Annotated in this window: 18 protein-coding genes; 5 read left to right on the forward strand and 13 right to left on the reverse strand. The window is 57.0% G+C overall.

The window, feature by feature from the left end:
- Positions 1-2: 2 nt before the first annotated feature.
- The 4 genes from AC0J4F_RS21105 to AC0J4F_RS21120 all read right to left on the reverse strand — a co-directional run bounded on the left by AC0J4F_RS21105 (position 3) and on the right by AC0J4F_RS21120 (position 4068).
- On the reverse strand, positions 3-1181 hold the full coding sequence (locus tag AC0J4F_RS21105; protein WP_473024590.1) for a CaiB/BaiF CoA transferase family protein: 1179 nt from the start codon (positions 1179-1181) through the stop codon (positions 3-5).
- A 27-nt stretch (positions 1182-1208) separates the two neighbouring features.
- Positions 1209-1706 carry a class I SAM-dependent methyltransferase gene (locus tag AC0J4F_RS21110; RefSeq protein WP_133950929.1) on the reverse strand — a complete coding sequence of 166 codons (498 nt, stop codon included), beginning with the start codon at positions 1704-1706 and terminating at the stop codon, positions 1209-1211.
- Positions 1707-1822: 116 nt separating this feature from the next.
- On the reverse strand, positions 1823-2821 hold the full coding sequence (locus AC0J4F_RS21115) for a hypothetical protein (RefSeq protein WP_473024592.1): 999 nt from the start codon (positions 2819-2821) through the stop codon (positions 1823-1825).
- 248 nt (positions 2822-3069) lie between these two features.
- Positions 3070-4068: a hypothetical protein gene (locus AC0J4F_RS21120; protein ID WP_133950935.1), complete on the reverse strand. Its 999-nt coding sequence runs from the start codon at positions 4066-4068 to the stop codon at positions 3070-3072.
- Positions 4069-4334: 266 nt separating this feature from the next.
- Here AC0J4F_RS21120 and pepN point away from each other — a divergent pair, with 266 nt between their 5' ends.
- Together pepN and AC0J4F_RS21130 are read left to right on the forward strand one after the other, a co-directional pair.
- Positions 4335-6980 (forward strand): aminopeptidase N, encoded by a 2646-nt coding sequence (pepN, locus tag AC0J4F_RS21125; RefSeq protein ID WP_473024593.1) that lies wholly within the window; start codon positions 4335-4337, stop codon positions 6978-6980.
- A gap of 157 nt (positions 6981-7137) precedes the next feature.
- Entirely contained in the window at positions 7138-9510 is a 2373-nt protein-coding gene (locus AC0J4F_RS21130; RefSeq protein WP_473024594.1) for a PAS domain-containing sensor histidine kinase, read from the forward strand.
- A 118-nt stretch (positions 9511-9628) separates the two neighbouring features.
- On the opposite strand, the gene AC0J4F_RS21135 is transcribed toward AC0J4F_RS21130, so the two are convergent.
- The gene (locus AC0J4F_RS21135) at positions 9629-10513 is read right to left on the reverse strand and encodes an alpha/beta fold hydrolase (protein WP_473024595.1); all 885 of its coding nucleotides are present in this window, start codon (positions 10511-10513) and stop codon (positions 9629-9631) included.
- A gap of 123 nt (positions 10514-10636) precedes the next feature.
- Between AC0J4F_RS21135 and AC0J4F_RS21140 the strand changes: the two genes are divergently transcribed.
- Entirely contained in the window at positions 10637-10891 is a 255-nt protein-coding gene (locus AC0J4F_RS21140) for a hypothetical protein (RefSeq protein ID WP_133950943.1), read from the forward strand.
- A 67-nt stretch (positions 10892-10958) separates the two neighbouring features.
- On the opposite strand, the gene AC0J4F_RS21145 is transcribed toward AC0J4F_RS21140, so the two are convergent.
- The 5 genes from AC0J4F_RS21145 to AC0J4F_RS21165 all read right to left on the reverse strand — a co-directional run bounded on the left by AC0J4F_RS21145 (position 10959) and on the right by AC0J4F_RS21165 (position 18568).
- On the reverse strand, positions 10959-13901 hold the full coding sequence (locus AC0J4F_RS21145; RefSeq protein WP_473026456.1) for a bifunctional [glutamine synthetase] adenylyltransferase/[glutamine synthetase]-adenylyl-L-tyrosine phosphorylase: 2943 nt from the start codon (positions 13899-13901) through the stop codon (positions 10959-10961).
- Positions 13902-13923: 22 nt separating this feature from the next.
- Positions 13924-15381 carry a sensor histidine kinase gene (locus AC0J4F_RS21150; RefSeq protein ID WP_473024596.1) on the reverse strand — a complete coding sequence of 486 codons (1458 nt, stop codon included), beginning with the start codon at positions 15379-15381 and terminating at the stop codon, positions 13924-13926.
- Positions 15365-16051, reverse strand: coding sequence for a response regulator transcription factor (locus AC0J4F_RS21155; RefSeq protein WP_008190545.1), 687 nt, complete (start codon positions 16049-16051; stop codon positions 15365-15367). Before AC0J4F_RS21155 ends, AC0J4F_RS21150 begins: the two co-directional genes overlap by 17 nt.
- A gap of 161 nt (positions 16052-16212) precedes the next feature.
- On the reverse strand, positions 16213-17742 hold the full coding sequence (locus AC0J4F_RS21160) for a Do family serine endopeptidase (RefSeq protein ID WP_473024597.1): 1530 nt from the start codon (positions 17740-17742) through the stop codon (positions 16213-16215).
- Positions 17743-17923: 181 nt separating this feature from the next.
- Positions 17924-18568, reverse strand: a complete 645-nt coding sequence (locus AC0J4F_RS21165) for a glutathione S-transferase (RefSeq protein ID WP_473024598.1) — start codon at positions 18566-18568, stop codon at positions 17924-17926.
- A 122-nt stretch (positions 18569-18690) separates the two neighbouring features.
- Here AC0J4F_RS21165 and AC0J4F_RS21170 point away from each other — a divergent pair, with 122 nt between their 5' ends.
- Positions 18691-19692, forward strand: coding sequence for a DUF2336 domain-containing protein (locus AC0J4F_RS21170; protein ID WP_209173254.1), 1002 nt, complete (start codon positions 18691-18693; stop codon positions 19690-19692).
- A 215-nt stretch (positions 19693-19907) separates the two neighbouring features.
- Positions 19908-20987: a DUF2336 domain-containing protein gene (locus AC0J4F_RS21175; RefSeq protein WP_473024599.1), complete on the forward strand. Its 1080-nt coding sequence runs from the start codon at positions 19908-19910 to the stop codon at positions 20985-20987.
- A gap of 21 nt (positions 20988-21008) precedes the next feature.
- Here the strand turns inward: AC0J4F_RS21175 and AC0J4F_RS21180 are convergent, their stop codons facing one another.
- From AC0J4F_RS21180 to AC0J4F_RS21190, 3 genes are all read right to left on the reverse strand, one after another.
- Complete coding sequence (locus tag AC0J4F_RS21180; RefSeq protein ID WP_473024600.1) at positions 21009-22244, reverse strand: bifunctional alpha/beta hydrolase/OsmC family protein; 1236 nt, start codon at positions 22242-22244, stop codon at positions 21009-21011.
- A gap of 127 nt (positions 22245-22371) precedes the next feature.
- The gene (locus AC0J4F_RS21185; protein WP_133950955.1) at positions 22372-22863 is read right to left on the reverse strand and encodes a cytochrome c-type biogenesis protein; all 492 of its coding nucleotides are present in this window, start codon (positions 22861-22863) and stop codon (positions 22372-22374) included.
- Between the two features lie 13 nt (positions 22864-22876).
- Positions 22877-24865 carry a heme lyase CcmF/NrfE family subunit gene (locus AC0J4F_RS21190; RefSeq protein WP_133950957.1) on the reverse strand — a complete coding sequence of 663 codons (1989 nt, stop codon included), beginning with the start codon at positions 24863-24865 and terminating at the stop codon, positions 22877-22879.
- Position 24866: the final 1 nt, after the last annotated feature.

Here is a 24866-nt window from a genome sequence, read left to right on the forward strand (position 1 = left end):
GATCAGCCTTTGTCCGACAAACCAAGCTCAGCCAGAATTTCCGCGGTGTGCTCACCTAGCGCTGGCGCAGCCCGTTCCAGAACAAGCGATCCATTCTTGAAGCGGATCGGCGTCCGGACTGATGTCACAGACCCGCCATCCACATCCGTTGCCGGTAGATCGACTTTCATCTCCCGGTGATTGATCTGCTTGTCTTCAAAGACATCTTGCACGGAGTTGATCGGACCAGCCGGAACCCCTTCCATTTCCAGCGCTGCCAAGAGATCGTCCCGTGCCCGCGCCGCTGTCTCTTCTGTCAAGATCACAACCAACTCCGTTCTGGATGCAACCCGGGCGGCATTCGTTGCAAACTTTGGATCGTCGGCAAGCTCCGGCCGGCCGAGCACACCGCACAGGCGCTTGTATTGCCCGTCATTGCCGACCGCGATGATGAGGTGGCCATCACTGGCAGGAAAGACCTGATACGGCACAATGTTGGGGTGCGCATTGCCCAGCCGCTTTGGGGTTTTGCCAGTCACGAAATAATTGAGCGCCTGGTTTGCCAGAACACCGACCTGGGCGTCCAAAAGCGCCATGTCGACCCATTCGCCCTCCCCGGTCTCATCGCGGCGTCGGAGCGCGGCCAACACGCCGATCACACCGTAAAGGCCGGTAAAGATGTCAGCGAAGGCAACGCCGATCTTTTGCGGGGACCCATCCGGATCGCCGGTGAGATCCATGATGCCGCCCATACCCTGGATCATAAAATCATATCCGGCACGGTGGGCGTAAGGCCCGTCCTGACCAAAGCCGGTGACAGAACAATAGATCAGCTTCGGATTGACCTCTGACAAGCTCTCATAATCAAGGCCGTATTTGGCCAGTCCGCCAACCTTGAAGTTCTCGACCAAGACGTCTGCATCAGCAACGAGTTTGCGGACAATCTCCTGACCTTCCTCGGTCCGGAAATCGACCGTGATCGAGCGCTTGCCGCGGTTGCAGGAATGAAAATAAGCCGCATCGCTCGGCTCACCGTCTTCTGTGGTCAGGAACGGCGGGCCCCAGCCACGCGTGTCGTCGCCCTGTGGGGCTTCGACCTTGATGACGTCGGCGCCGAGATCCGCAAGCGTCTGACCAATCCACGGCCCCGCCAAAATCCGGGCCAGTTCGACGACTTTGATGCCTTTAAGCGGCGCAGTCATTTGGTATGTCCTTGATGTCCGCTGTTATTAAGCTTCGGAAGTCTTGCGGTAGATGAAGTTCCGGTCCGCCTTGATCCCCTCTGGGTTCGGCAAATACTCGAAATTGGGAAGTTTGAGCTCCAGACCGGTCAGGATGTAACCGCCAACCGCCATCCGCTCGTCAATCATCGGCGCGAGCCAATGAACGGTCGCCAGATCCGTGGTCGGGTCGCCGGATCCGATATCAATATGCGCAAAAGAGGCCTTGCCGCCAACGCGTGGACCGCAGAACGCGAGTGTGTCCCGAATGTCGCCCTGGATCATGTGCTCGGCATCCGGTGCGCAGCTCGGATGACACGTCAAGGCATGATCGAAAACGAAAATTTCCTTGTTCGGATAGATTTCCCGCAAGTGATCGTATGTCCGGCCATTGCCCAGACCCAGTTCCAGAATGGGCCCTTCAACCTCGTTCACCTTGTCGACAAGGTACTCAAGAATGATCTTCTGAGAGGTCATCCGGCGGATAAAACTGTCCAAGCGGCTCATGCAAAAAGTCCTGACTGTGCAAAGTGTTTGCACTGCATAGACCGGCTGGCCAGCAAGGTCAAAGCTGAACGGGCAGACTTGGAAACGGCCGGGCGCCCTGGGTCGGATGGAGAGGCTCAAAGGAATGCGATGACACCGACCAGGTTCGCGTCCATTTCGACTTGCCGGGCTTGAAGCTCATCCACGTTGGCCTGCACTGCTCGCTGCTGCGTTGTTAACGTCGCCTGAGTGATCCGAATCTGCTGATCGACCAAGCCAGTAAGAACGTTACTGACCTTTGCCGCGAAGGTGTCAGCGGACAATGCCTTATAACCAACCTGGGTCTGAACACTTGCTACATTAAGACCGGTTGCCTGAAACCGCATCCCGGCCAGCACGACTTCGGAAACCGGATAGACCTTTATGAGTGTTCCCAAATAAACCTGAAGACCCCATGTAGCCGTGACCAGCTGCCCCTCGATGAACGCAGTCCAGTTGACACCGCCATTGATCTTCTTTGTGAACCCCCATGTGATCTTGCTGTCATTACCGGATGTGGTGTCGGAATTATCTCCAGATGTTGTTGTGGTGCGGTTTCCTTGCACCGTTTCCGTCTTATTGTTGGCGAGCAATTCCATGTTGCCGGTCTTGTCGCCTGCATTGAGCTTCAGTGTCTTGTTGGTGCCGCTCTTGAGGCTCATGATATCACCGGACTGAACGTTCACGCTGCCGGTTGTTTCGTGCTCATAATCTCCATTGACTTGAAGATGATGATCCCCGGTTTCGACGAACATCTTTTCGGCAGCTTTCAAAAGAAAATGCCCGTCACAGGCCATCAGAATGCCATGACTGGACTGATCGCTGCTCCCCGCTGATTTTTTGAAGATGTTTTCACTACCGGCGCCCTGAGATTCGATGTGTTTTTGCGGATAATAATGTTGTTGATCTGAAGGGACATTCTGGGCTTGCTGCTCCAAGTCGCAATATCCGCCCAGCCGCAACATCGCCCCAAGGTCGATATTGTCCGGGACCTCACCATCTTCCGTCGGTACTTTCGGCAGGTAAAAATAGACGTGCTTGGTGTTGTAATCGACCTTTGAGTCAGATCCTGAATCGTTTGTGTTTCCGTCAGACACCGCATGCCTCCCAGCTTAGATACAGCCCACCGAGACGATGGCACAGGCATCGTTGTGCGAGCAATCGGTCGATTAAATACTGCTATTGTCTGCATTCAGCATGGATAGAACGCAACTGGCTTGACCACCTAAAATTGAGAACGAACTAGGTTCGAACCCAACTTCGACACGACAGGAGTGAGCTTCAGGCAGCACCAATGAAGCCAAGCGAAGCACCGGTCTCAAATGTTCTCATGGGGAAACCTGAATTATACGAAGACCACAACACCCTTCGTGCTCGCTTCCACTTCGCCGCTGTTCACCCGGGCGATTTCCGATCGGACTTTGAGAATGTGGTCTGACTCCTCCAGGTCGGTTTGCTGGATCTTCATTCCGATACCATCGAGTTTCGTCAGATCACTTCGAAGGTTAGCGATACGGCTTTCGACCGACAATGCCTTGTAGCCGACCTGGGTCTGGACACTTGCCATATTAAGACCAGTTGCCTGAAACCGCATGCCGGCAAGTACAACTTCGGAAACCGGATAAACCTTGACAAGGGTTGCGAGATAAAGCTGGAGCCCCCAGGAGGACGTAACGATCTGCCCCGCTGCAAACGCGGAATAAGCCACGTCGAGACTATAGGTCATCGTCAGCCCCCACGTGGTGATCGTGTTGTTTCCTTTCGTAGAGTCGCTTTTATTGCCCGACGTATTATTGTTGTTGTCGCCCTGCACCGTTTCTGTCTTGTTGTTGGCGAGCAATTCCATATCGCCGGATTTGTCGCCTGCGTTGAGCGTCAGCTTCTTGTTGGTACCGCTCTTCAAGGTCATGATATCGCCGGACTGAACATTCACGCTGCCGGTGGTGTCGTGCTCATAATCGCCATTGACCTGCAGATGGTGGTCCCCGGTTTCGACGAACATCTTTTCGGCAGCTTTCAAAAGAAAATGCCCGTCACAGGCCATTAGAATGCCGTGGCTGGACTCGGTGCTGCTGCCGGCGGATTTCTTGAAGATGTTTTCGCTGCCAGCCCCTTGCGTATCGATATATTTTTGAGGGTAGTAATGAAGCTCGTCTGCCGGAAGCTTGTGAGCTTGCTGCTCCAGATCGCAATACCCGCCGAGGCGTAACATCGCCCCAAGGTCGATGTTGTCGGCAACTTCCCCATCCTCTGTCGGCACTTTGGGCAGGTAAAAGTAGACGTGCTTGGTGTTGTAATCGATCTTTGAGTCAGATCCTGAATCGTTTGTGTTTTCGTCTGACACCGCACACCTCCCAGCAAAGGATCAGCCCGCGGAAACGATGGCACGGAGATCGTCACGTCGGCAATCCCATATTGTTCCGCAAACCGCAATCGACTTCAGAACAACATTGAAACAATTGATTTTACTTAACTATTTTAAAACACTAGCACATAGACCACACATCATCCAGTCTCGAGCCAAGGCCGGACGATTGACGAACGTAAGCGAACGTTGCAAGGGAGCATATTGAACTTCCCGATCCGGCAGAGACGCACGCGGAGACATGAATGCCATCTGAAACGCCGACACTCATCAAGCTGGAAGACTACCAGCCGCCGGCCTATCGCATTGAAACCGCAAACCTCAATGTTCTCTTGGATCCCACGGCCACCAAGGTCATTTCTGAGCTCAAGATTGCCTGCCAACCGGATACGAAACCCGGCACGCCTCTCATCCTGGATGGCGACAACCTCAAACTGCTGTCGATCGCAGTTGATGGGGAAGCTCTGCAAAGCAACGCGTACGACGTAACACCATCTGCGCTTGAACTGACACCGCCAACCGGTGACGCGTTCACACTGACCATAACCACTGAACTCAATCCGGACGCGAACACGCAATTGATGGGGCTCTACAGGTCATCCGGCACCTACTGCACCCAATGTGAAGCCGACGGGTTCCGCCGTATTACCTATTTTCTGGACCGCCCGGATGTCCTCAGTGTCTACACAGTCCGGCTGGAAGCCCCGCGCGATGCGTGTCCGATCCTGCTTTCGAATGGAAATCTGATTGAGACTGGCTTGGTTGCGGGCACCGATCGGCATTTTGCCGTCTGGCACGATCCCCACCCCAAACCGGCCTACCTGTTTGCTCTGGTGGCCGGTGATCTTGCCAAGATCACGGACAGCTTTATCACCGCGTCCGGCAACCCGATCGAGCTCAACATCTTCGTTGAACATGGCAAGGAAGCGCTTTGCGACTGGGCCATGGATTCGCTCAAACGATCCATGCGCTGGGATGAAGAGGCTTTCGGCCGAGAATATGATCTTGACGTCTTCAACATCGTTGCCGTGTCGGACTTCAACATGGGCGCGATGGAAAACAAGGGCCTCAACATTTTCAACGACAAGTACGTGCTTGCCGATCCGGAGACGGCCACCGATCAGGATTACGCCAACATCGAGGCCGTGATCGCCCACGAGTACTTTCACAACTGGACCGGCAACCGGATCACCTGCCGGGACTGGTTCCAGCTGTGCCTGAAGGAAGGCCTCACCGTTTTCCGGGACCAGGAGTTTTCAGCCGACATGCGCTCGCGTCCGGTAAAACGGATCGCGGACGTAAAACTCCTGAAGATGCACCAGTTTCCTGAAGATGCCGGCCCGCTGGCCCATCCGGTGAGGCCGCGTTCCTATCAGGAAATCAACAACTTCTACACCGCGACGGTCTATGAAAAAGGCGCCGAAGTCGTCCGGATGCTGCAAACGCTGCTCGGCGAAGACGGCTTCCGGTCCGGATTGGACCTGTACTTCGACCGGCACGACGGCGAAGCCACCACGATCGAAGCATTCTTGAAGTGTTTCGAAGATGCTACGGGCACTGATCTTGAGCAGTTTTCACTCTGGTACGAACAGGCCGGCACACCGACCGTGTCCGTCAAAACCGCCCACAATCCAGACAACAAAAGCTTCACGCTGACTCTCTCCCAGGAGATCCCGCCATTGCCGGGACAAAAATTGGCAAAGCCGGCCGCGATCCCACTGAAATTTGGTCTTCTTGGACCCAATGGTCAGGATCTTGAGGTCTCGACGGCAGATGGAAAGGATATCGTTGACGACGTTATTCTGCTTAAGAAACCGACGCAAAGGATCACCTTCCAGAATGTACCTGACGCCCCGGAGGTCTCCCTGTTACGCGGCTTCTCTGCTCCGGTCCGCCTGACCCAGGACCAGTCGGCTGACGACTTGGCGTTCCTGGCAAAGCACGACAGCGACCCCTACAATCGCTGGCAAGCCGTCCAGACGTTGGCCACACAGACCCTTCTTGCGCGTACTGAAGCTGTCCGCCGCAACACGGATTTCGCAAGCGCTGCAGATCTTGTCGCGGTTTTGCAAACCGTGCTGGAGGATGACCGTCTCGACCCTGCGCTCAAAGCCCAGGCGCTGACGCTGCCAAGCGAAACAGACACTGCCCAGGAGATCGGCAACAACGTTGATCCGGATGCCATACATACCGCTCGATCCGGCTTGATTGCGGAAATCGCGGATGAGCTGCAATCCCTTCTGTTGCCGTTGGCGCGGGATCACGCAAAAGACAGCGTCTTTTCCCCGAGCGCAGCCTCTGCCGGAAAACGCGCCCTGTCCAATCGGGCCCTGCACTATCATGCCCACTCAAGCAACCCGGATGCTGTTGCCCTGGCCAATGACCGGTTTAAAAACGCCAACAACATGACCGACCGGATCATGGCGCTGACCTTACTCGTGCACCGCGGCTTCGATGGCGCAATAGAAGCCCTTCAAGAATTTCGCACCCGCCACAAGACGAGCGCCCTTGCCATGGACAAATGGTTCGCCGCACGCGCGACAGCCCCGCGCGATGACACGCTTCAAGTGGTGCAAGACTTGATCGCCGATCCGCTTTATGAGCCCAGCAATCCGAACCGGGTCCGCGCCGTGCTGCACTCCTTTGCCACCGGCAACCCGACACAGTTCTCACGCACGGACGGCAAGGGTTTCATGCTTATTGCCGAATCAGTTCTAGAGATTGACAAAAGAAATCCGCAGGTCGCCTCGCGATTACTGACAAGCTTCCGCTCCTGGAGAGCTTTGGAAGGCCGGAGATCAACCCTTGCTGAATCTGCCCTCTTGAGGGTTTCTTCAAGCGAAGAACTGTCGAGAGACTGCCGGGACATTGTCGACAGGACATTGCAGTAAGTTGCTATATTTGGAACCGTTAACAAGAGCTCTGGTAAAAGCGCGCCTTGTTAACCATTTTCTTCTTCTGCGACTCTAGACAAATACTGACGATTTGATTCAAATGGAAGTGATTCGGAGCTCGGCTTCGGAGCGGCGGAATTGAGGCACACTTCCTATGTCAAGAGCATTTGCGGGCTCCGCTACCGGGCGGCGCAGCGCTAAGGATTCAGGACGTAAAACCAGCGCAGGCGCACAAAGAGCGCTTTGGCGCAACTTCGTGTCTTCCGCCCATAATCACCTAGAACGCTCTGACAGCATGATGCGGCGGCTGATCCCCGCTCTCGCCATCCTGTTTCTCGTTTTCCTTGCCATGTATCGGACTGGCGAACTGGTCGGGCAACATGAAGCCGCCCGCACAGACGCGGAGACCACCCTCAGCCTCATGGCTTCGGTTGTCGCAGCTCCGCTCAATGCATCTGGGAAAGACCTTCCGGCGGCGGGCTACCGGACGACACTGAAGCGCATCCTTGCAGACAGCTTGCCAACTGGCGCGACCAGCAAGGGCCGCATCTTCCTGATCTCAGACACGAACGGCAACATCGCAGCGTCCGCACCGCTCCAACCTTCTTTGGAGGGCCGCCCGCTGACCGACCTGCTCGGTCCGGCGCAACCTCTGACAGTATTTGGCGAACGCGCAGGCGTTCTGTCCATTCCGGTGAACCTGACCGGCCGTGACGGCCCGGAACCCGTGCTTGCAACTGTGCGCCATCTCGACGGTCAACTCGGCATGATTGCGGTGTTGCAGCCGGAGTCGGTCGTGTTCGCAGACTGGCGCGGTTCACTTTCTGCGAATGTCACCTTGTATGTCGGCGTATCGCTGGTGCTTCTGGCCATTATCTATGGATTCTTTAGCCAAGCCTCGCGCGCCGAACAGGCTGACGAGAATTATGCGGCGACACGGGCCCGCATAGACACTGCCCTCACCCACGGCCGCTGCGGTCTCTTCGATTGGGATCTCTCGCGCGGCCGCATGTTCTGGTCTTCGTCCCTTTATGAACTCCTCGGCCGAGAGCCCAAGGATGACATTTTGAGCTTTTCGGAAGTCTCCGACCTAACGCACCCGGATGACATCGACCTTCTCGGACTTGCCGAACACCTCCTGGAGAGCGGTGAAACGCTGGTCGACGAGACATTCCGCATGCGCCACGCTGACGGCAGCTGGATTTGGCTGCGGGCCCGGGGCGAAATCCAGGTTGATCCAGGCCGGGCCGAACCGCACCTTATCGGCATTTGCCTCGACATAACCGAGCAGCATTTGCTTGCAGAGCAGAGCCAGATGGCGGACTTACGCCTGCGCGATGCAATCGAGACAATCTCCGAGGCGTTTGTCCTTTGGAACACCCGCAACGAGTTGGTGATTTGCAACTCCAACTATCAGTCCCTGCACAATCTGCCGCCAAGCGCCGTCAAGCCCGGAACCCCTTACAAGGATGTTCTCGCCGCAGCCGAAAATGGGCCGGCTTCTCCGCAGCCAATCCAACTCAGCAAACGTCAGGGCGGGCCAGAAGGATCTTATGAGGCACAGCTGGAAGACGGTCGCTGGCTGCAAATCTCTGAACGCCGGACCAAGGACGGCGGCTTCGTTTCTGTGGGTACGGACATCACAGCGCTGAAAAAGCACGAAGAGCGCCTGACGGAATCAGAAAAACGCCTGAAAGCTTCGGTTACGGACTTGCAGCGCTCCCGCAAGATCCTTGAAGTTCAGACCCGCCAACTTTCCGAAATGGCCGAAAAGTATCAGGAAGAAAAGACGCGCGCGGAAGCCGCCAACCAGGCGAAGTCCGAATTCCTTGCCAACATCTCACATGAGCTGCGAACTCCGCTGAATGCGATCATCGGCTTCTCTGACATCATGACTCAGGAGATGTTCGGCCCGCTCGGTACAGACCGGTATGCGGATTACTGCAAGGACATCTATTCATCCGGCACCTACCTGTTGAATGTGATCAACGACATCCTCGACATGTCGAAGATCGAGGCCGGCCGGATGTCGATCGAAACCGAAGTGGTCAACGCAAGCGAAGCTGCGGAAGACGCGGCGCGGATCATCACGGGCGCCGCTACGGAAAAGAACATCGCCATTTCTGCAGACGTTGCCGACAATCTCCACGTCGATGTCGACAAACGCGCGCTGAAACAGGTGCTGCTCAACCTTCTCGCCAATGCAGTCAAGTTCACACCGGACAATGGAACCGTCACCCTGAAGGCCCGACCGCGCGGCGACAAGGTCCGCTTTGAGGTGGCCGATACCGGAATTGGCATCTCGGAGCGCGATATCGAGCGGTTGGCCAAGCCGTTTGTTCAGGTAGAGAACCAGTTCACCAAGACCCACCAGGGGTCCGGACTGGGCCTTGCAATTGCCCGCTCCCTGGTTGAATTGCACGGCGGAAAATTGGCCATTGAATCTGAGGTCAAGAAGGGGACGGTCGTCAGCTTCTCGCTGCCACTGGCCCGCACCGACAGCACTCAGATCGCACAGTCTGCCTGATCCAAGACCTTGGATCTTCCAGCCTAGGCTGCCAACGAAACAGCCCGATTATCCGAAAGATACGACCGCAGAGCGTGACGGTCTCCGCGGTCTAGGTTTTTGTCAGCGGCTGGGCTGGCTATTTTTTCGAAACGAGCGCTTTGAGAATATCCCGTGATCGCGTCCAGAGCAGTGAACCGCCCTCGTCCTCAAAGAAATGCCGGTTCGCGTGCTTGAGGCGGGATGCCATCAGCGCTCCGCCATCAGGCGAGTGAACCGGGCTTGCATCCTTGCCGCCGTACCAAAGATCCACGGGACAGCTGATTGCGTCCCAATTGAATGTCCATGGTCCCATCGCGGCAACCGTATCAAGGGCGTAGCCGGTCGGCCCTTGCGCAAACCCACGTTGCAGAGCGGATTTGAAGGCCGAGTGAAACGGTTCGGACGAATAGACCGCCTGATCCAACTCAGAGCTGGTTGAGATGATGAACTCTAAAAAGGTATCCGGATCGGCAAAGCCTTCGAGCATGGCAATCAATGCCTTGGGTTTGTGCTTGGCATCCCGCACCATCTGCTGAAGCTGATCTGGCAGGTTACCGAAGAACTCCGGCCGGGACAGTTCGTCCTGCCCGGAGACCACTGCCAGCCGGCTGACCGGCCCACCGGCCGCAAGCGCCAGAGCGAAAGGCACGCCCTGCGAGACGGCGGCAACAGGGATTGCACCAACGCCGAGATGTCCGATCATTTCAGCAAAATCATCAGCCGCACTTTGCAGGGTTTTGCCGGGGTCCGGGTCAGAGCCGCCAAGGCCCGCCCGGTCGGGAGCGATCAGGCGAATGTTCAGTTCATCGAGACAGTCAGCACCACAGCCAAGCGACCCAGCAGTTCCGGCCCCTGAGATGAACAGGATCGGCTGTCCGGTCTCCGGCCCCCACTCGGACCAGGCCAGTCTGCGGCCGTTTTGCAAGGAAAGCTTCGCTGTGCGCTCCGGATTGCGGATCGCGTTAGATGTCGGGAAAGTCAATTGAAATACTCCGGCAATTACAAATGGATCACGCAAATTTTTAATGCGCGCTGAGACTGAGGCCGCCGGACGATGCTGTCCCTACACGAGCGCGCGCACGCTAACAAGCCTTAAGTGCACCAGATGAAACCACCACTTATAGGCATCTACAGGCCACACCCTGGATTTCTTTGGAACGAAGTTCGGCTTCGCGCGTTTATTCAGTCCATGAAACTGAAAGGAGACATGATGACAGACTTTGAAAAACGCGAAGCTGAAATCAAAAAAGAAGCCGAGCGCATCAAGAAAGTCGCGGAAAATTCGAGCACTGGCGGCCAGCTGGGCGGCACTTTCTTCGGTCAGGAACACGACGGCGGCATGAACGCAGGCCGCGGATAACACCAATTCTGCCCCATTGCCTCTGAGCGCGGCCTATGACCAGCGATCACGGCAAAGGGGTATTTACTTACTGCGATGTTGGCGCGGCCTCGATGATTTCGACCGGGCCAACAAGCCGTTCAAAGATGGCCCGTACACCTTGCTGCATCTCATTCAACTCAGCCTCCAGGCGCTCAAACGCCGGACTGCCCGAAGCCTGAAGCAGTAGATCGAGCACACCGCGCGGGGCATCGGCAGGAACAAATTTTCCAGACAAAGCCAACCGCAGAACCTGGGTTAGGCGGTGATAGAGCCGCAAGGCCTCCAGAAGGTTTCCGGCATCTCCACTTTCCAGAAAGCCGCTGTCCCGCAAGTTCTCCAAAGCCTGTTCGGTTCCTTGAGCCAGAACACTTCGGCTCTCATGTGCATTAGCGAGCTGCAGGAACTGTGCGATGAACTCAATATCGACCAGGCCGCCGGCGACCTGTTTCAAGTCCCAGATGTCGTTGGTTCCTTTTTCCTTTTCAATTTTCGCCCGCATCGAGCGGACATCATCGGCCAGGCTTTTCAGGTCTCTCGGCTGAACCAATGTCCCGCAAATGCTATCCTGGATCTTTTGCCTGAAAGCGTCGGACGTCGACGCGATCACCCGCCCCCGTGTCAAAGCCATGTGTTCCCAGGTCCAGGCATCCTTTTCCTGATAGGCAATGAAGCCGTCCAGATTGGTGGCAAGCGGTCCCGCATTGCCGGATGGGCGCAGGCGGAAATCAACTTCGTAGAGGGACCCTTCTGCTGTTGGCGCGGACAAGGCCGTGACCAGCCGCTGGGTCAGGCGCGTGTAATACTGGCTGATGGCAAGCGGCCGTTTTCCGTCAGACTGTTTGACGTCCTCAGGGGCTTCATAAAGCAGGATCAGGTCCAGATCAGAAGCCGCAGTCATTTCACGACCGCCGAGCTTGCCCATGGCAAGAACAGCCACCTCCCCGCCAGGCACGGTTCCATGGGTCTCGCCAACATGGGCGATTACTTGCGTCATGATCCGGTCGACCACGACCTCAGCAAGACGAGCGAGCGCAAAACCGACCCGGTCCGCAGATAGCGTGTCGGAGATCAATCGCAGACCAATGAGGAACTGCTGCTCCTGCGCGAAGATGCGGGCCCGATCAAGAGCCTCTTCATAGAACTGCGACTGTGACAATGTCCGGTCCAATCCGGAGCGGAACTCGTCAACACTTGGCATGGCACCAAAAAATGCCGGATCCAGAACCGCGTCCAAGACATGCACCCGTTTGGACACCGTGTCCGCCATGCGCGGCGCCGCGCCCATGGTTGTCGCGAGCAGTGTGAGGAGTTGCGGATTGGAGCGCAGAAGTGAGAACAGCTGCACCCCGGCCGGCAGTTTGGCCATGAAACTGTCAAAAGCGCGGAGCGCTGCGTCTGCGTTGTCCGTGGCTGCAAGAGCAGTCAACAAAGCCGGATGCATCTCTGTCAGACGTTCGCGGGCCTTTGTCGAGCGGGTACACGGATACCGCCCGAAATGCCACGCCTTGACGATGACGGCAGCTTCCGCTGGCTGCTGGAAGCCAAGCTTCGACAGGGTTTCCAGCGTGTCCGGATCGTGGTCATCGCCTGTAAACACCAGGTTGCCTGTCTCGGACGAGAGCCCTGGCTCATCTTCAAACAGCTCTGCATAGTGATGCTGAACGTTCTGGAAATGACCAAGCAGATCCGTCTTGAAGCCATCCAGCGTGTCGTATCCCATCAAGGACGCGATCCGGGTCAAACCTTCGATATCTTTGGGCAAAAGCTGGGTTTGCTCGTCATTGAGCATCTGGATGCGGTGTTCGACGGTTCTTAAAAACCGGTAGGCGCTGGTGAGTTCATCCCGTGCCTTTGGGCGGATCCAGTCGGCCTGGGTCAGCCCTTGCAACATGTCGAGGGTCCGGCGGCCTCGCAGTTCCGGATTGCGCCCCCCGGCGATCAATTGCTGGGTCTGAACAAAGAACTCGACCTCGCGAATGCCGCCACGGCCAAGTTTGACGTTGTGACCAGCAACCGCAATTGCGCCATGGCCCTTGTGCATGTGGATCTGGCGCTTGATCGATTGCACGTCGGCAATCGCTGCAAAGTCGAGATACTTGCGCCAAATAAACGGCACGATTTCCTTCAAGAAAGCCTCACCAGCCGGAATATCCCCGGCACAGGGCCGCGCCTTGATAAGCGCCGCGCGCTCCCAGTTCTGGCCAAGCGACTCGTAATAGACAAGAGCTGCGGGAACCGACATGGCGAGCGGTGTGGCCCCCGGATCCGGGCGTAAACGCAGGTCTGTGCGGAACACGTACCCATCCGCCGTCCGGTCCTGCATGATTTTCACCAGACGCCGGGTCAGCCGCACAAACTCTACCGGGGCCTCGGCGGATCCAGCCATTGGCGCCTTGTCCGGCTCGTACAGCACAATGAGGTCAATGTCGGAGGAGTAGTTCAGCTCATTTGCACCATGCTTGCCCATGGCGAGCACAATCAGGCCTGAGTCGACTTCCGGTTTCTCCGGATCCTTAGGCTCAAACTTGCCGCGCCGGGTCAAGTCATTGAGGCAGAACCGAATCGATGCAGTCAGCGCTGCATCTGCAAAGCCTGCAAGTGCGTGGGTGACCTGATCAAGATCTATGGCACCCCCGATGTCGGCCAGTCCCAGCGTCAAAGCCAGATCTTGTTTCAACAGGCGAAGCGCCCGTGTGATCCCGGCCTCGTCTTCAGCGGTCGTTTCCTGCGCTGCTTCGAGCAAGTCTGCGAGCCGCCGTTCAGGTGAATCGGTGAGGATACTCAGCAATCGTGCGGCATTGGCCGTCATCAGGTCTCGCAAATACGGCGAGTTTCCGATGACGCCAAGCAGCAGCCGCGCAAGATCGGGCTTGTCCTCAAGCAGCGCTTTCACATCTGCGCCGGCCTCGGGCTGGGCAAGGATATCGTTCAGGAAAAGCTGCGCGTGATCAGGGTCTGCAACGGGCGGAATGATCGAAATCCGCGCCATAAGCGGCTGGTGTTGCCCCGGCTCATTCCGGTTTTGGCTCTGCCCCGTCTGATTTTCCGCCGTGCCCATTGCTGCTCCCGCTGCTTCCCGGTTTGGCCCGGGTAAGATCGATCCGGGCGACAAGGCCCGGGTCCCCATTTGTGAGCTGCAACTCTCCACCATGCAAGCGGGCAACGGCCTTGACCAAGCTCAATCCCAAACCAGTTCCGGGCTCCGAGCGGCTTTCATCAAGACGGACAAACCGGTCTTTGACCCGATCCTGATCCTTTTCAGGGATTCCGGGGCCTGTGTCGGAAACACTCAACACCACACGGCCCTCATGCTTTTCGGCAGAAATCCTGATCCGGAACTCTCCATCCTTCGGGCGTCCGTATTTCAGAGCATTCTCGATCAGGTTGACCAGCCCCTGAAACACCAGATCTTTTTGGCAGATGGCTTCGAGACCGTCGGACACTTGGGTCTCCAACACGCCCCCTTCATCTTCAACCAGCGGCTCGTAGAGCTCTGAGACTTCATTGATAAGGTTGTTGATATCAGTCCGCTCCATGACCTCTCCAGGCGCCATGGATTCGATCCGGGCGATCCGCAAAAGTGCGTTGAAGATCCTCAGCAAGTGGTCAGTTTCACTGAGCGTTTCTTCAAGGGCCCCTTTGTAGCAGTTCTGCCCTTCCGCTTGGCGCAAGGCTGTCTCCACGCGGGTCTGCAAGCGGGTGAGCGGCGTCTTAAGATCATGGGCGATGTTGTCGGTCACATCCTTCATGGACCGCATTAGAAGCTCGATCCGGTCGAGCATCGTGTTCAAGCTGACGGCCAACCGGTCAAACTCGTCATCATTGCCGGCAATCGGCAATCGTCCGGTCAGATCGCCGGTCATGATCGTCCGGCTGGTGTCGGTGATCTCGTCGATCCGCTTCATCACGCGCCGGCTGACAAAAAGCCATGTGATCGCCCCCATGGCGACGACAACGATCAGCCAAAGGCGAAGTGCATTGCCGAGAAGGTGAGAAAACCGAAGTTGTTCGCCAAGGTCACGACCGACCAGCAGACGAAATCCGCCGCGCAGCTCAAAGGTCCGGACCATTGCCTGGCGTTGCGTGTCCGGGCTGTCCTGGCCTAAGCGAGTGTAGTGAACCCGGCGGATACCGCCGTCGGCCTCTTCCAGAACAGTGGTTGGAAGGCGGGCGATGTTGCCAACAAGGGCATTGCCTGCAAAATCAACAAGAAGGTAGAGGCTGGCATCTGGATGGCGCGACCGCCGGTCGATCGTCTCCACCAGATCGCGCACACCGCCGCGAACATAGATATCCGACAAGCCCTTGAGCTCGGCGTCGATGGTCTGAACCACCTGTTCCGACATCAGGTGGTCAGTGTTTTCGGAAATGTAGACAAGCAGGAAACCCGACAACAGCGTGAACACTGCGATATAAAGCAGTGACAGCTTGAATGCTGTTGTCCGGGTAAACCTAGTGAGCCGTGTCACGGATGGTGTATCCGGCACCGCGAATCGTGTGGAGCAGCGGTACGTCGAACCCTTTGTCGATCTTGCCGCGCAGACGCGAAATGTGGACGTCAATGACATTGGTCTGAGGATCGAAATGATACTCCCAGACATTCTCCAGAAGCATTGTCCGGGTCACAACCTGGCCCGCGTGCTGCATCAGATATTCCAGCAAACGGAACTCGCGTGGCTGTAGCGGGATTTCCATGTCACCGCGGCGGCAAGAGTGGGCCATTCGGTCCAGCGTCAGGTCGCCGACCGTGTAGGTTGTCTCCACCTGGCTGGCAGACTTCGGACGCCGTGCCAACGCTTCGACGCGTGCCTGCAATTCTGTGAAAGCATAAGGCTTGGGCAGATAATCATCTCCACCGGCCTTCAGGCCGGTGACGCGGTCATCGACCTGACCGAGTGCTGACAGGATCAGGACCGGCGTATGATTGCCGCTTTTCCGCAGTTCCTCGATCACGGCGAGGCCATCGCGTTTGGGCAACATGCGATCGACGATCAAGATGTCGTAGTCGCGATCAAGCGCCATTTGCAGACCGGTCTCCCCGTCGTCCGCCTTGTCCGCCCTGTGACCAAGCTCGCTCAACCCCTTGGCAAGGTAGTTGGCTGCTTCGTGGTCGTCTTCAATCACAAGAATCTGCAACATGGCTCTCTTTTACCGCGAGTGAGAGGATAAAGAAAAGGGCTGGCAACAATGCGGATGTGAACACTGTTGCCAGCCATCAATTTGCAAGACCGGCCCGTCGGGGTTGGGGGCAGAGGGCAGACCGGTCTTGCTCTCAGATGCCGGTGCAGGACCGGCCCTGATCAGGCCAGGTTCATGGGCAGGGCCACAAACCGGGTGTTGTCGTTGCTTTCGACCCGGAACAAGACTGCCTTACGGCCATCTTCTTCCGCTTTCTTGACCGCCTTGATGACGTCTTCCGGCGAGTTAACGGGCATGCCGGCAACTTCAAGGATCACATCACCGCGGCTGAGGCGTTTCTCAGCGGCCGGACTGTCCGGATCAATGTCGGCGATCAGGACGCCACTGCCTTCCAGGCCCGCATCTGCCTTGGACGTCAGGACAAGACCCATGTCGTCCAGGCTGGTGTTTTCAGGTTCCACAGCTTCCGGCTGGGCCGCAGCTTGCTGCTGATCTTGCAGGCGACCGAGGGTCACATCGATGTCCTGCTCCTTGCCGTTGCGCCAAACGGTGATTTCCACTGTGGTGTCCGGGTCATAGGCGGCAATGATCTTGGATAGATCACGCGGGCCGTCGACCTTCGCGCCTTCTACTTCCAGGATCGTGTCACCGGACCTCAGACCTGCCTTGGCGGCGGGGCTGCCTTCCTGGGCTTCAGAAACGATTGCACCTTGCGCTTCATCAAGACCAAGGCTTTCGGCAATGTCATCCGTCACATTTTGGATCTGAACACCGAGCCAGCCGCGCACGACCGTGCCACCGTCCTTCAGTTCCATGATGACATCCTGAGCCGTGGAGGCCGGGATGGCGAATGCAATGCCGACGTTGCCGCCGGACGGCGAGAAGATCGCAGCGTTCACGCCAATGACCTCACCGTTCATGTTGAACGCCGGACCACCGGAGTTGCCGCGGTTCACCGGAGCATCAATCTGGATGAAGTCATCATAGGGACCTGCCCCGATATCACGGCCACGTGCAGACACGATACCTGCTGTTACCGATCCACCGAGACCGAACGGGTTGCCGATGGCAACGGTCCACTCGCCGACTTCCGGAGCTTCGTCCGCAAAGTCAACATAGGTGAAGTCCTTGCCGCCTTCGATTTTCAAAAGCGCAAGATCCGTGCGCTTGTCAGCACCGATCAGGACAGCGTCATACTCTTCGCCCTCATGATCGATCACTGTGAATTCAGTACCCTTGTCGATCACGTGCTGGTTGGTCACAACAAACCCGTCAGCGGAGATAAAGAAGCCGGACCCCTGGGACATGCCGTATTGGCGCGGCGCGCGGCGTTGCGGCCGGCCTTCTTCGCCGCCACGTTCGCCGAAGTCACGGAAGAAACGCTCGAACGGATGGCCGTTCGGCAGATCCTCGAAGAAGTCACGGAAGTTGTTGCCGCCGTTGAAATTCATCATCCGGGGCTCTGCAGCCTGTTTGACCTGCACACTGACAACAGCCGGGCTCACGGCTCCGACGACATCAGAGAAATCGGCAGGTGCGGCGTTATCGATCCGGACTGGCGTTGCTTGTGCCAGTTGCGCCGGCACGATGGTCTGCACGGTCATGAGACCGGCCGCACCAAGTACGACTGCACCGGCCAGCAGTTTGGCGCGGCGAGACCGCAAAGGGGAGCTTGACCGACGATTTTCCATCTATTCTTCCTTTTTCGACAGTTTGACTGGAGGTCAATTCATTCAGGACCACGCGGGGACGTGCGTTTCCTGGTCGATACTGAAGATAGGAAAGGCTCCCTTACAGGCGCCTGTCGGATGGATTACGTTTTTGTAAGGTTGCTAGCAGCTCAGCCGGGCAACGGCTTAAATAACTGACGAATCACGGAAAAAGAACTGGCGTGTCACCGTTTTCCCACTTGGAAAACTTCGGCATGATGGCCGCGAACCCGTCAGATTTCTCGAAAGTGACCAGCCATGTTTTCAGGTTGTCCCAGTCTTGAGAATCGAACCAGTCGCGGTCCGCATTCGCAAACTGTCTGACGAAGGGTAAAATCGCAAAGTCTGCCAAACAAGGCTGCGCTCCGAACAACCAAGCGGAGCCGTCAAGCCGACGGTCCAGCTCTTTCAGGAACTCGGACGCTGCGGACCGCTCAGACGTCTTGTCCGCATCTGCATACCGTGTGTCGTATTTGTAGCGATCCAAGTGGGTTTTGAACGGCCCGTCACAGGTTTCGATCAAGGCACGCATCTCGTCCAGGCTTCCCGTTTCCGGTTCAAGCCAATTGTCCGGGTCGGATTGCTCCAATGCCCAGACCATGATGTCGAGGCTTTCATCAATCACCTGCGTCCCCGACTTCAGACACGGGACCGTTGCAGAAGGAGATGTTTCCAGGAACTCGGGTGCCTTGTCGCGCAGTACAATTTCCCGCAATTCCACGGTCATTCCGCTGGACATCACTGCGAGCCTTGCCCGCATCGCGTAAGGGCAGCGCCGGAAAGAATAGAGTATTGGCTGATCGGTCATAACGTTCCCATCGCGCATCCGCTCCCCGCGGTCAAGCAGCCCGCGGATCTGCCCTTGCGGAACGCCTTGCTTAGATCTTTTTTTACAACTTCCGGCAATATTTGCTGTTGGTAGGATTTGTTATGGACGATTCGCTTCTTAAACTTGCAAAGGCAAGCTCCTCGCAGAAAAAGCACGAGTTGGCAGCTCATATGACCGGGCTGCTCGCAGCGCGTGATGACGCTACCACCACCTCCGAAGAGACCAAGTTGCTGAATTCCATGCTGGAAGGCGTCTATACCTCTCTCGGCGATGAAGCCAAGCAGGAGATGTCAGACAAGCTGGCAGACGTCTCTGCCATGTCCTCAACCCTTGCCGCAGCGCTTGCAAACGAGGAAATCCCGATCGCCCAGGCGGTTCTGGAGCGCTCCACCTCGCTTTCGGAAGCAGATATCGTCAAGCTGGCCCAAACCAAAGGCCAGGACTTTCTCCTCGCGCTCGCCAAACGCGACCACGTCAGTAAAGACGTGACCAAGATCCTGATTTCGCGTGGAGACAAGGACGTCAAGCAAACCGTTGCCTGCAATCTTGGCGCAGAGATTGAGATGCCGGAGTTTGAGGCGCTGGTCAAAGACATGCCCAAACAGATGGGCGACCGGATCCGCCACCTGCGCAAGTCCAACGAAGAGCTTTTGGAAGACCTCTTCAAGGATGATGGTGAAATCGCAGCCGGCAGCGAACTGCAGCGCCGCCCCTCAAAAATCAGCCCGAAAGCCTGGGTCATGGGCATCAAGATGGGCAAGACAACACTCAACAAAGCGGTCTACCAGTGCAGTGTGGAACACAATCTCTTCGATGTGGTCGCCCTGCTTTCCTTCTTCTCCGGCATGCAGATGAAGTATGTCCACAACCTGATGGTCCGGTTCGACAGCACCGGGATTGCGACCATCTGCCGGGCAACGGGCCTTGGTGCCAAGGAGTTCCAGGCAATCTGCAAGGAGCGTTGCAAGCACCTGAAGTTTCCGGAGAGCACCGGCAGCAAATGGTTGACAAACTACCACATGCTGGATGATACCGACGCCCGCCGGCTGTTGAACCTGATGAAAATCAAGCTCAAGGCAACCGAACGCGCAGAAGCTGCCTGACCTGCTTCAGTTCCTGTCTCCCTTTGCAGAGCATCTATATTGGCCGGACCCGAACGGTTAGGTTCTACCGCTTGATCGCAAGCAATAGATGATCGTGATTAATTTCAATGTTATTTATGATTAAGCCATCAACACTCACGATTACTTAGACGCCTTAGCGTTCTATAAACTCACAGCACGGTATTTATCCTACTCCCACAGTAGGCGCGCACCCAATGCTTGAAAAACTTATTGAACTTGCCAACAACACCACACCTGAAAAACGACACAAGCTCGCTCATCATGTTACCGAGCTCTTTATCAAAGGCGCCGACAGCTATCAGGTCGAAGAGATCGCCCTTTTCAATCTCCTGCTGGAAAACATGCTGCCGTTGATGGAGCAGCAGCAGAAGAAAAAGATCTCAGAAAAGCTGGCACCCGTCCGCAAGGCCTCGCGCGGGTTGGCGGTATCGCTCGCGCGGGAGAAGATCGACATTGCCCGGCCCATGCTTACGACATCAGCAGCCCTTCAGACCGACGATATTCTCAAGCTCGCCAAGACCATGAGCCAAGATCATTTGTTGGCAATCTCTCAAAGGCACCATCTTGAGTCCAACGTAACGGATGTCTTGCTGGAACGCGGAGAGCAGCCAGTCAAACGATCCGTTGCCGCCAACTCTGGTGCAGAGATTTCAAAGTGGGGGGCCCGTATCCTCGTCAAACTGGCCGAGAGCGATGAGACCATCCGGGAATCCATGATCGAACGATCAGATATCACGGAAGCCGATTTGGAAAAACTCATCAGCCACATGCCACCAAAACAACAAGACGCCATTCACGCCTTGCGTCATCAGAACGAGGAGCTTGTCCACGAGCTCTTCCAGAAAGCCAGCCGGGCAGTCACTGCAACAACACTTCAGCGCAAGGCATCGCGGATCAACGCCAAGGTCATGCTAAAGGACATCAGGGACGAGGAATTGACGTTGGGCAAGGCAATCACTCAACTGGCCTTGTCCAACAATCTGTTCGAGATCTGTTTCCTTGTGTCCGAAATAGCCGGGCTTGAGCAGAAATATGTGACGAACATGCTTCTGCGCTACGACGCCGCCGGTGCAGCTGTTCTTTGCAAGGCACTTGATCTGACTGAGGCCGAGTACAGGGCAGTGTCGAAAGCCAGGACGGTTCAAAACAAACAACCGGCAACCACTGTCGACAACTGGGTTGCAGATTATCAAACGCTGTCATCGCGCGACGCCCGTCGATTGTTGTCGTTCATGAAAATCCGGCTGGCCACGCTTAACGTCGAGGCTGCGTAACTTGAAATGGCATAGCAGCGCTCAGGTTTCGACTTCGCGGGTGACGACAGCTGCCCCGGCTTCCAGCGTCCTGTGAACGGGGCACTTGTCCGCGATCTCGAGCAGCCGTGTCCGGGTTGCTGCATCGAGATCGCCCTCTAGCGTGATCAACCGCTCAAAACGGTCAATTTTGCCACCGCGGGTCTTCTGTTCTTCCGAACAGTCCTCGCACTCCGCTGCATGGACCTTGTCATGCAGCACCGTCGTCCCGATCCGGTCGATGTCCAGCCCCTTCCGATCGGCATACATGCGCAGCGTCATGACCGTGCACGCTCCCAGCGCCGCGGAGAGATAACCATATGGCGACGGGCCGCTGTCAAAGCCGCCAAAGCTTTCCGGTTCATCGGCGATCAGCCGGTGATGTCCACTGGCGACGAGTGCCTGAAACTTGCCCTGCCCGGTTTCGATGACTTCCACGCCGTCGCCTTTTGCGCTGGCGGCCGGTTCAACAATCGGATCCAGATAGCCGCTGGACCATCCGGCAATGACTTTTGCCGCGTATTCCGCATCCTGACTGCGGGACAGCAGGTGATCGGCCTTGTCCAGCGACACAAAGCTTTTTGGGTGTTTGGCGGCGAGAAAGATTTCGCTGGCATTGTCGATGCCGACCGTTTCGTCCAGCGGCGCATGCATGACCAGAAGTGCTTTTCCGAGTTCTGCCGTGTGTGAGAGCACCGCTTGGCGTTCCAAATCCGCCAGAAACTCGCGCCGGATCGTGAAGGGCCGACCGGCAAGATCAACCTCTAGGGCGCCCTGCTCCTTAATATCATCGATCGCATGAGCAAAATTATGCACGACATGACCGGCTTCCGATGGCGCACCAATCGTGACGACCGCCCGCACTTCGGGGATGTCTTTGGCGACCGACAGAACGGCCGCGCCGCCAAGCGAATGGCCGATCAGAAGCTGCGGAGCTTCATAATTCTTGCGCAGGAAATCAGCCGCGACCTTCAAGTCTTCGACATTGGAGGAAAACCCGGTTGAGGAAAAATCGCCGCCGCTGCCGCCAAGTCCGGTAAAGTCGAACCGCAAAACGGCAACGCCTTCTGCGCTCAATGCGCCGGCGATGTGCCGTGCGGCAGCGATGTCCTTGGAACAGGTGAAGCAATGAGCGAACAGCGCAAAGGCGCGGATGGGCCCAGCCGGCAGATCCAGCCGCGCAGCAAGGTGTGCGCCCTGCGATCCTTCAAATTCCAGTTTTTGTGCTTGTTGTGCCAACGCCCGGCCCTCCAGTCTTGTTTCCCTGCACAGGTAAGGAGAGCTTAAGGGCAAACAAGTCACGCCTTGGTGTCAAGGCCGTGACCAGTGCGTTCACACAGGATGATCTGAGCGGATGCCGTTCGGATCAATTCTGATCTTTTGAAGACAGCAGCGCTTTCAAGCGCTTTTCCTCTTCTTCCGACAATTTCGGCACCGGCTGGTTTGCTCCCACCGCAGCAGCTGTCGTTTGTCTGCGGCGCAGCGTGATCACGATGGCTACTATACCGGCAATCAAAGCAAGGGGCCCGGCGGCCCACAAAAAGAACGTGTGCCAGGCAAATCGCGGCTTCAAAAGAACAAACTCGCCATACCGGTCGACCAGGAAATCGATGACCTGCGCATCTGAGTCCCCGGCAACCAGACGCTCGCGCACCAGAACCCGCAGGTCCTTGGCGAGCGGCGCGTCGCTGTCATCGATCGACTGGTTTTGACAGACCATGCAGCGCAGCTCGGCCGACAAAGCCCGTGCCCGTGTTTCTAGCGCCGGATCCTCCAGGATTTCATCCGGTGAGATGGCAAGCGCGGGCCCAGACAGGACACATAAGACCAGCGAAAGACAGGCAAGGAGCCGTTTCATCGGGATCAGTCTCCTATTCCGCCGGAACGCTGGCAGGTTGTTTGCGTTTGGCAGCCGGTTTCGGAGCCCCGACCCGCAAGCGGCGGTCCGCCATGGAGAAGGCCGCGCCGAGAGCCATGATCACGCAGCCGATCCAGATGAGCGTGATCAGCGGCTTGTAATAGGCCCGGACATCCACCGCGCCGTCATTGCGCCGTTCTCCTAAGGAGACATAGACCTGCGAAAAGCCAATCGTATGGATTGCCGCTTCGGTGGTCGGCATCTGGCGCGCGGTATATACCCGTTTGGACGGTTCCATTTCGGCGACGAAGGCACCGCCTTCACGAACCGTGAAGTGCCCAACTTCCTCTACGAAGTTCGGCCCGCGGCGCGGCACCGCGCCGTCAAACGTCAGCTCATATCCCGACACGTTCACCGTATCGCCGGGCCGCATTGTCCGGACCTGCTCTTCCTGGAAGGCAGAGGATGTCACAATGCCAAGCACGGTGACGCCGATGCCGAAGTGCGCGGTCGCGGTTCCCCAGGCCGAGCCCGGAAGACCATACAGACGTGCAAACCCGCGCTTCGGACCGATTTCGAAGAACTTGACCCGCGTGACAATCTCAGAAATTGCCCCGGCCATCACCCAGACGGCCAATCCGACACCCAGAGGGGCAAGCACCCGCTCCATGCCCCAGAGCCAAAAGGTGAAGAGGGTCATCAGCAACGCGAGCCCAAACGCCGCATAAAGCCGCTGGGACGCTGCCAGAAGGTCCCCCCGTTTCCAGGCCAGGATTGGCCCGAACGGAACAGCCATCAAGAGCGGCACCATCAACGGTCCGAAGGTCAGATTGAAGAACGGTTCACCGACCGAGATCATTTCGCCGGTGATTGCATCCAGAACCAGCGGATACAGCGTCCCGACCAGAACTGCAGCGGTGGCCGCTGTCAGGAAGAGATTGTTGAGAACCAGCCCGCCTTCCCGGCTGATCGGGGCAAACAAGCCGCCCTGTTTCAGCATCGGCGCACGCCAGGCAAAGAGAGACAGCGAGCCGCCGATGAAGAGGCACAGAAGCCCGAGAATAAAGACGCCGCGCGACGGATCGGTGGCAAATGCGTGCACCGAGGTCAAAACGCCCGAGCGGACCAGGAAGGCCCCAAGCAGCGACAGCGAGAAGGTGAAGATCGCCAGGAGCACCGTCCAGACCTTCAACGCTTCCCTTTTTTCCATAACGATCGCGGAGTGGAGCAGCGCTGTTCCGGCAAGCCACGGCATGAAAGATGCGTTTTCAACCGGATCCCAGAACCACCAGCCACCCCAGCCGAGCTCGTAGTAAGCCCAGTAGGAGCCCATGGCGATGCCGAGGGTGAGGAAGCTCCACGCCAGAAGTGTCCACGGCCGGACCCAGCGGGCCCAGGCCGCGTCTGTGCGCCCCAGAATGAGCGCGGCAACTGCGAAGGAGAATGTGATCGAGAAACCGACATAGCCGACGTAGAGCAACGGCGGGTGGATCGCCAATCCGATGTCCTGCAGGATCGGGTTGAGGTCATTGCCTTCGATCGGCGGATTTTCATACCGGTTGAACGGGTTGGACGTTGCCAGCATAAACAGCAGGAACCCGGCGGAAATCCAGCCCTGAACAGCCAACGTGGTGGCTCTCAGGTCGTCCGGAAGATTGCCGCCAAACACCCCGACCAGAGCTCCGAAGAAGACCAGGATCAGCACCCAGAGCAGCATGGAGCCTTCATGATTGCCCCAGACACCGGTGATCTTGAAAAGAAGCGGTTTTGCCGAGTGCGAGTTCTCATAAACGTTCACGACGGAAAAATCCGAAGCAACATAAGCCACGGTCAGAACCGCAAACGAAACAAGCACGAGAAAGAAGACGGTCACGGAGACCGGTGTAGCGACTGCCATCAGGCGGCCATCGCCTTTCAAGGCGCCCCATAACGGCACCACCGACACAACCAGTGTCAAAGCAAACGCCAATACCAGAGCGTAGTGTCCGAGTTCGACCAACATT

This window comes from Roseibium sp. R5 (assembly GCF_055755305.1).

Excerpts from the sequence above, each read along its gene's own strand:
- AC0J4F_RS21105 (WP_473024590.1), bottom strand. The coding sequence starts at position 1,181 with ATGACTGCGCCGCTTAAAGGCATCAAAGTCGTCGAACTGGCCCGGATT.
- AC0J4F_RS21165 (WP_473024598.1), bottom strand. The coding sequence starts at position 18,568 with ATGACCGATCAGCCAATACTCTATTCTTTCCGGCGCTGCCCTTACGCG.
- AC0J4F_RS21160 (WP_473024597.1), bottom strand. The coding sequence starts at position 17,742 with ATGGAAAATCGTCGGTCAAGCTCCCCTTTGCGGTCTCGCCGCGCCAAA.
- AC0J4F_RS21175 (WP_473024599.1), top strand. The coding sequence starts at position 19,908 with ATGCTTGAAAAACTTATTGAACTTGCCAACAACACCACACCTGAAAAA.
- pepN (WP_473024593.1), top strand. The coding sequence starts at position 4,335 with ATGCCATCTGAAACGCCGACACTCATCAAGCTGGAAGACTACCAGCCG.
- AC0J4F_RS21170 (WP_209173254.1), top strand. The coding sequence starts at position 18,691 with ATGGACGATTCGCTTCTTAAACTTGCAAAGGCAAGCTCCTCGCAGAAA.
- AC0J4F_RS21110 (WP_133950929.1), bottom strand. The coding sequence starts at position 1,706 with ATGAGCCGCTTGGACAGTTTTATCCGCCGGATGACCTCTCAGAAGATC.
- AC0J4F_RS21130 (WP_473024594.1), top strand. The coding sequence starts at position 7,138 with ATGTCAAGAGCATTTGCGGGCTCCGCTACCGGGCGGCGCAGCGCTAAG.
- AC0J4F_RS21185 (WP_133950955.1), bottom strand. The coding sequence starts at position 22,863 with ATGAAACGGCTCCTTGCCTGTCTTTCGCTGGTCTTATGTGTCCTGTCT.
- AC0J4F_RS21155 (WP_008190545.1), bottom strand. The coding sequence starts at position 16,051 with ATGTTGCAGATTCTTGTGATTGAAGACGACCACGAAGCAGCCAACTAC.
- AC0J4F_RS21145 (WP_473026456.1), bottom strand. The coding sequence starts at position 13,901 with ATGGCGCGGATTTCGATCATTCCGCCCGTTGCAGACCCTGATCACGCG.
- AC0J4F_RS21190 (WP_133950957.1), bottom strand. The coding sequence starts at position 24,865 with ATGTTGGTCGAACTCGGACACTACGCTCTGGTATTGGCGTTTGCTTTG.
- AC0J4F_RS21140 (WP_133950943.1), top strand. The coding sequence starts at position 10,637 with ATGAAACCACCACTTATAGGCATCTACAGGCCACACCCTGGATTTCTT.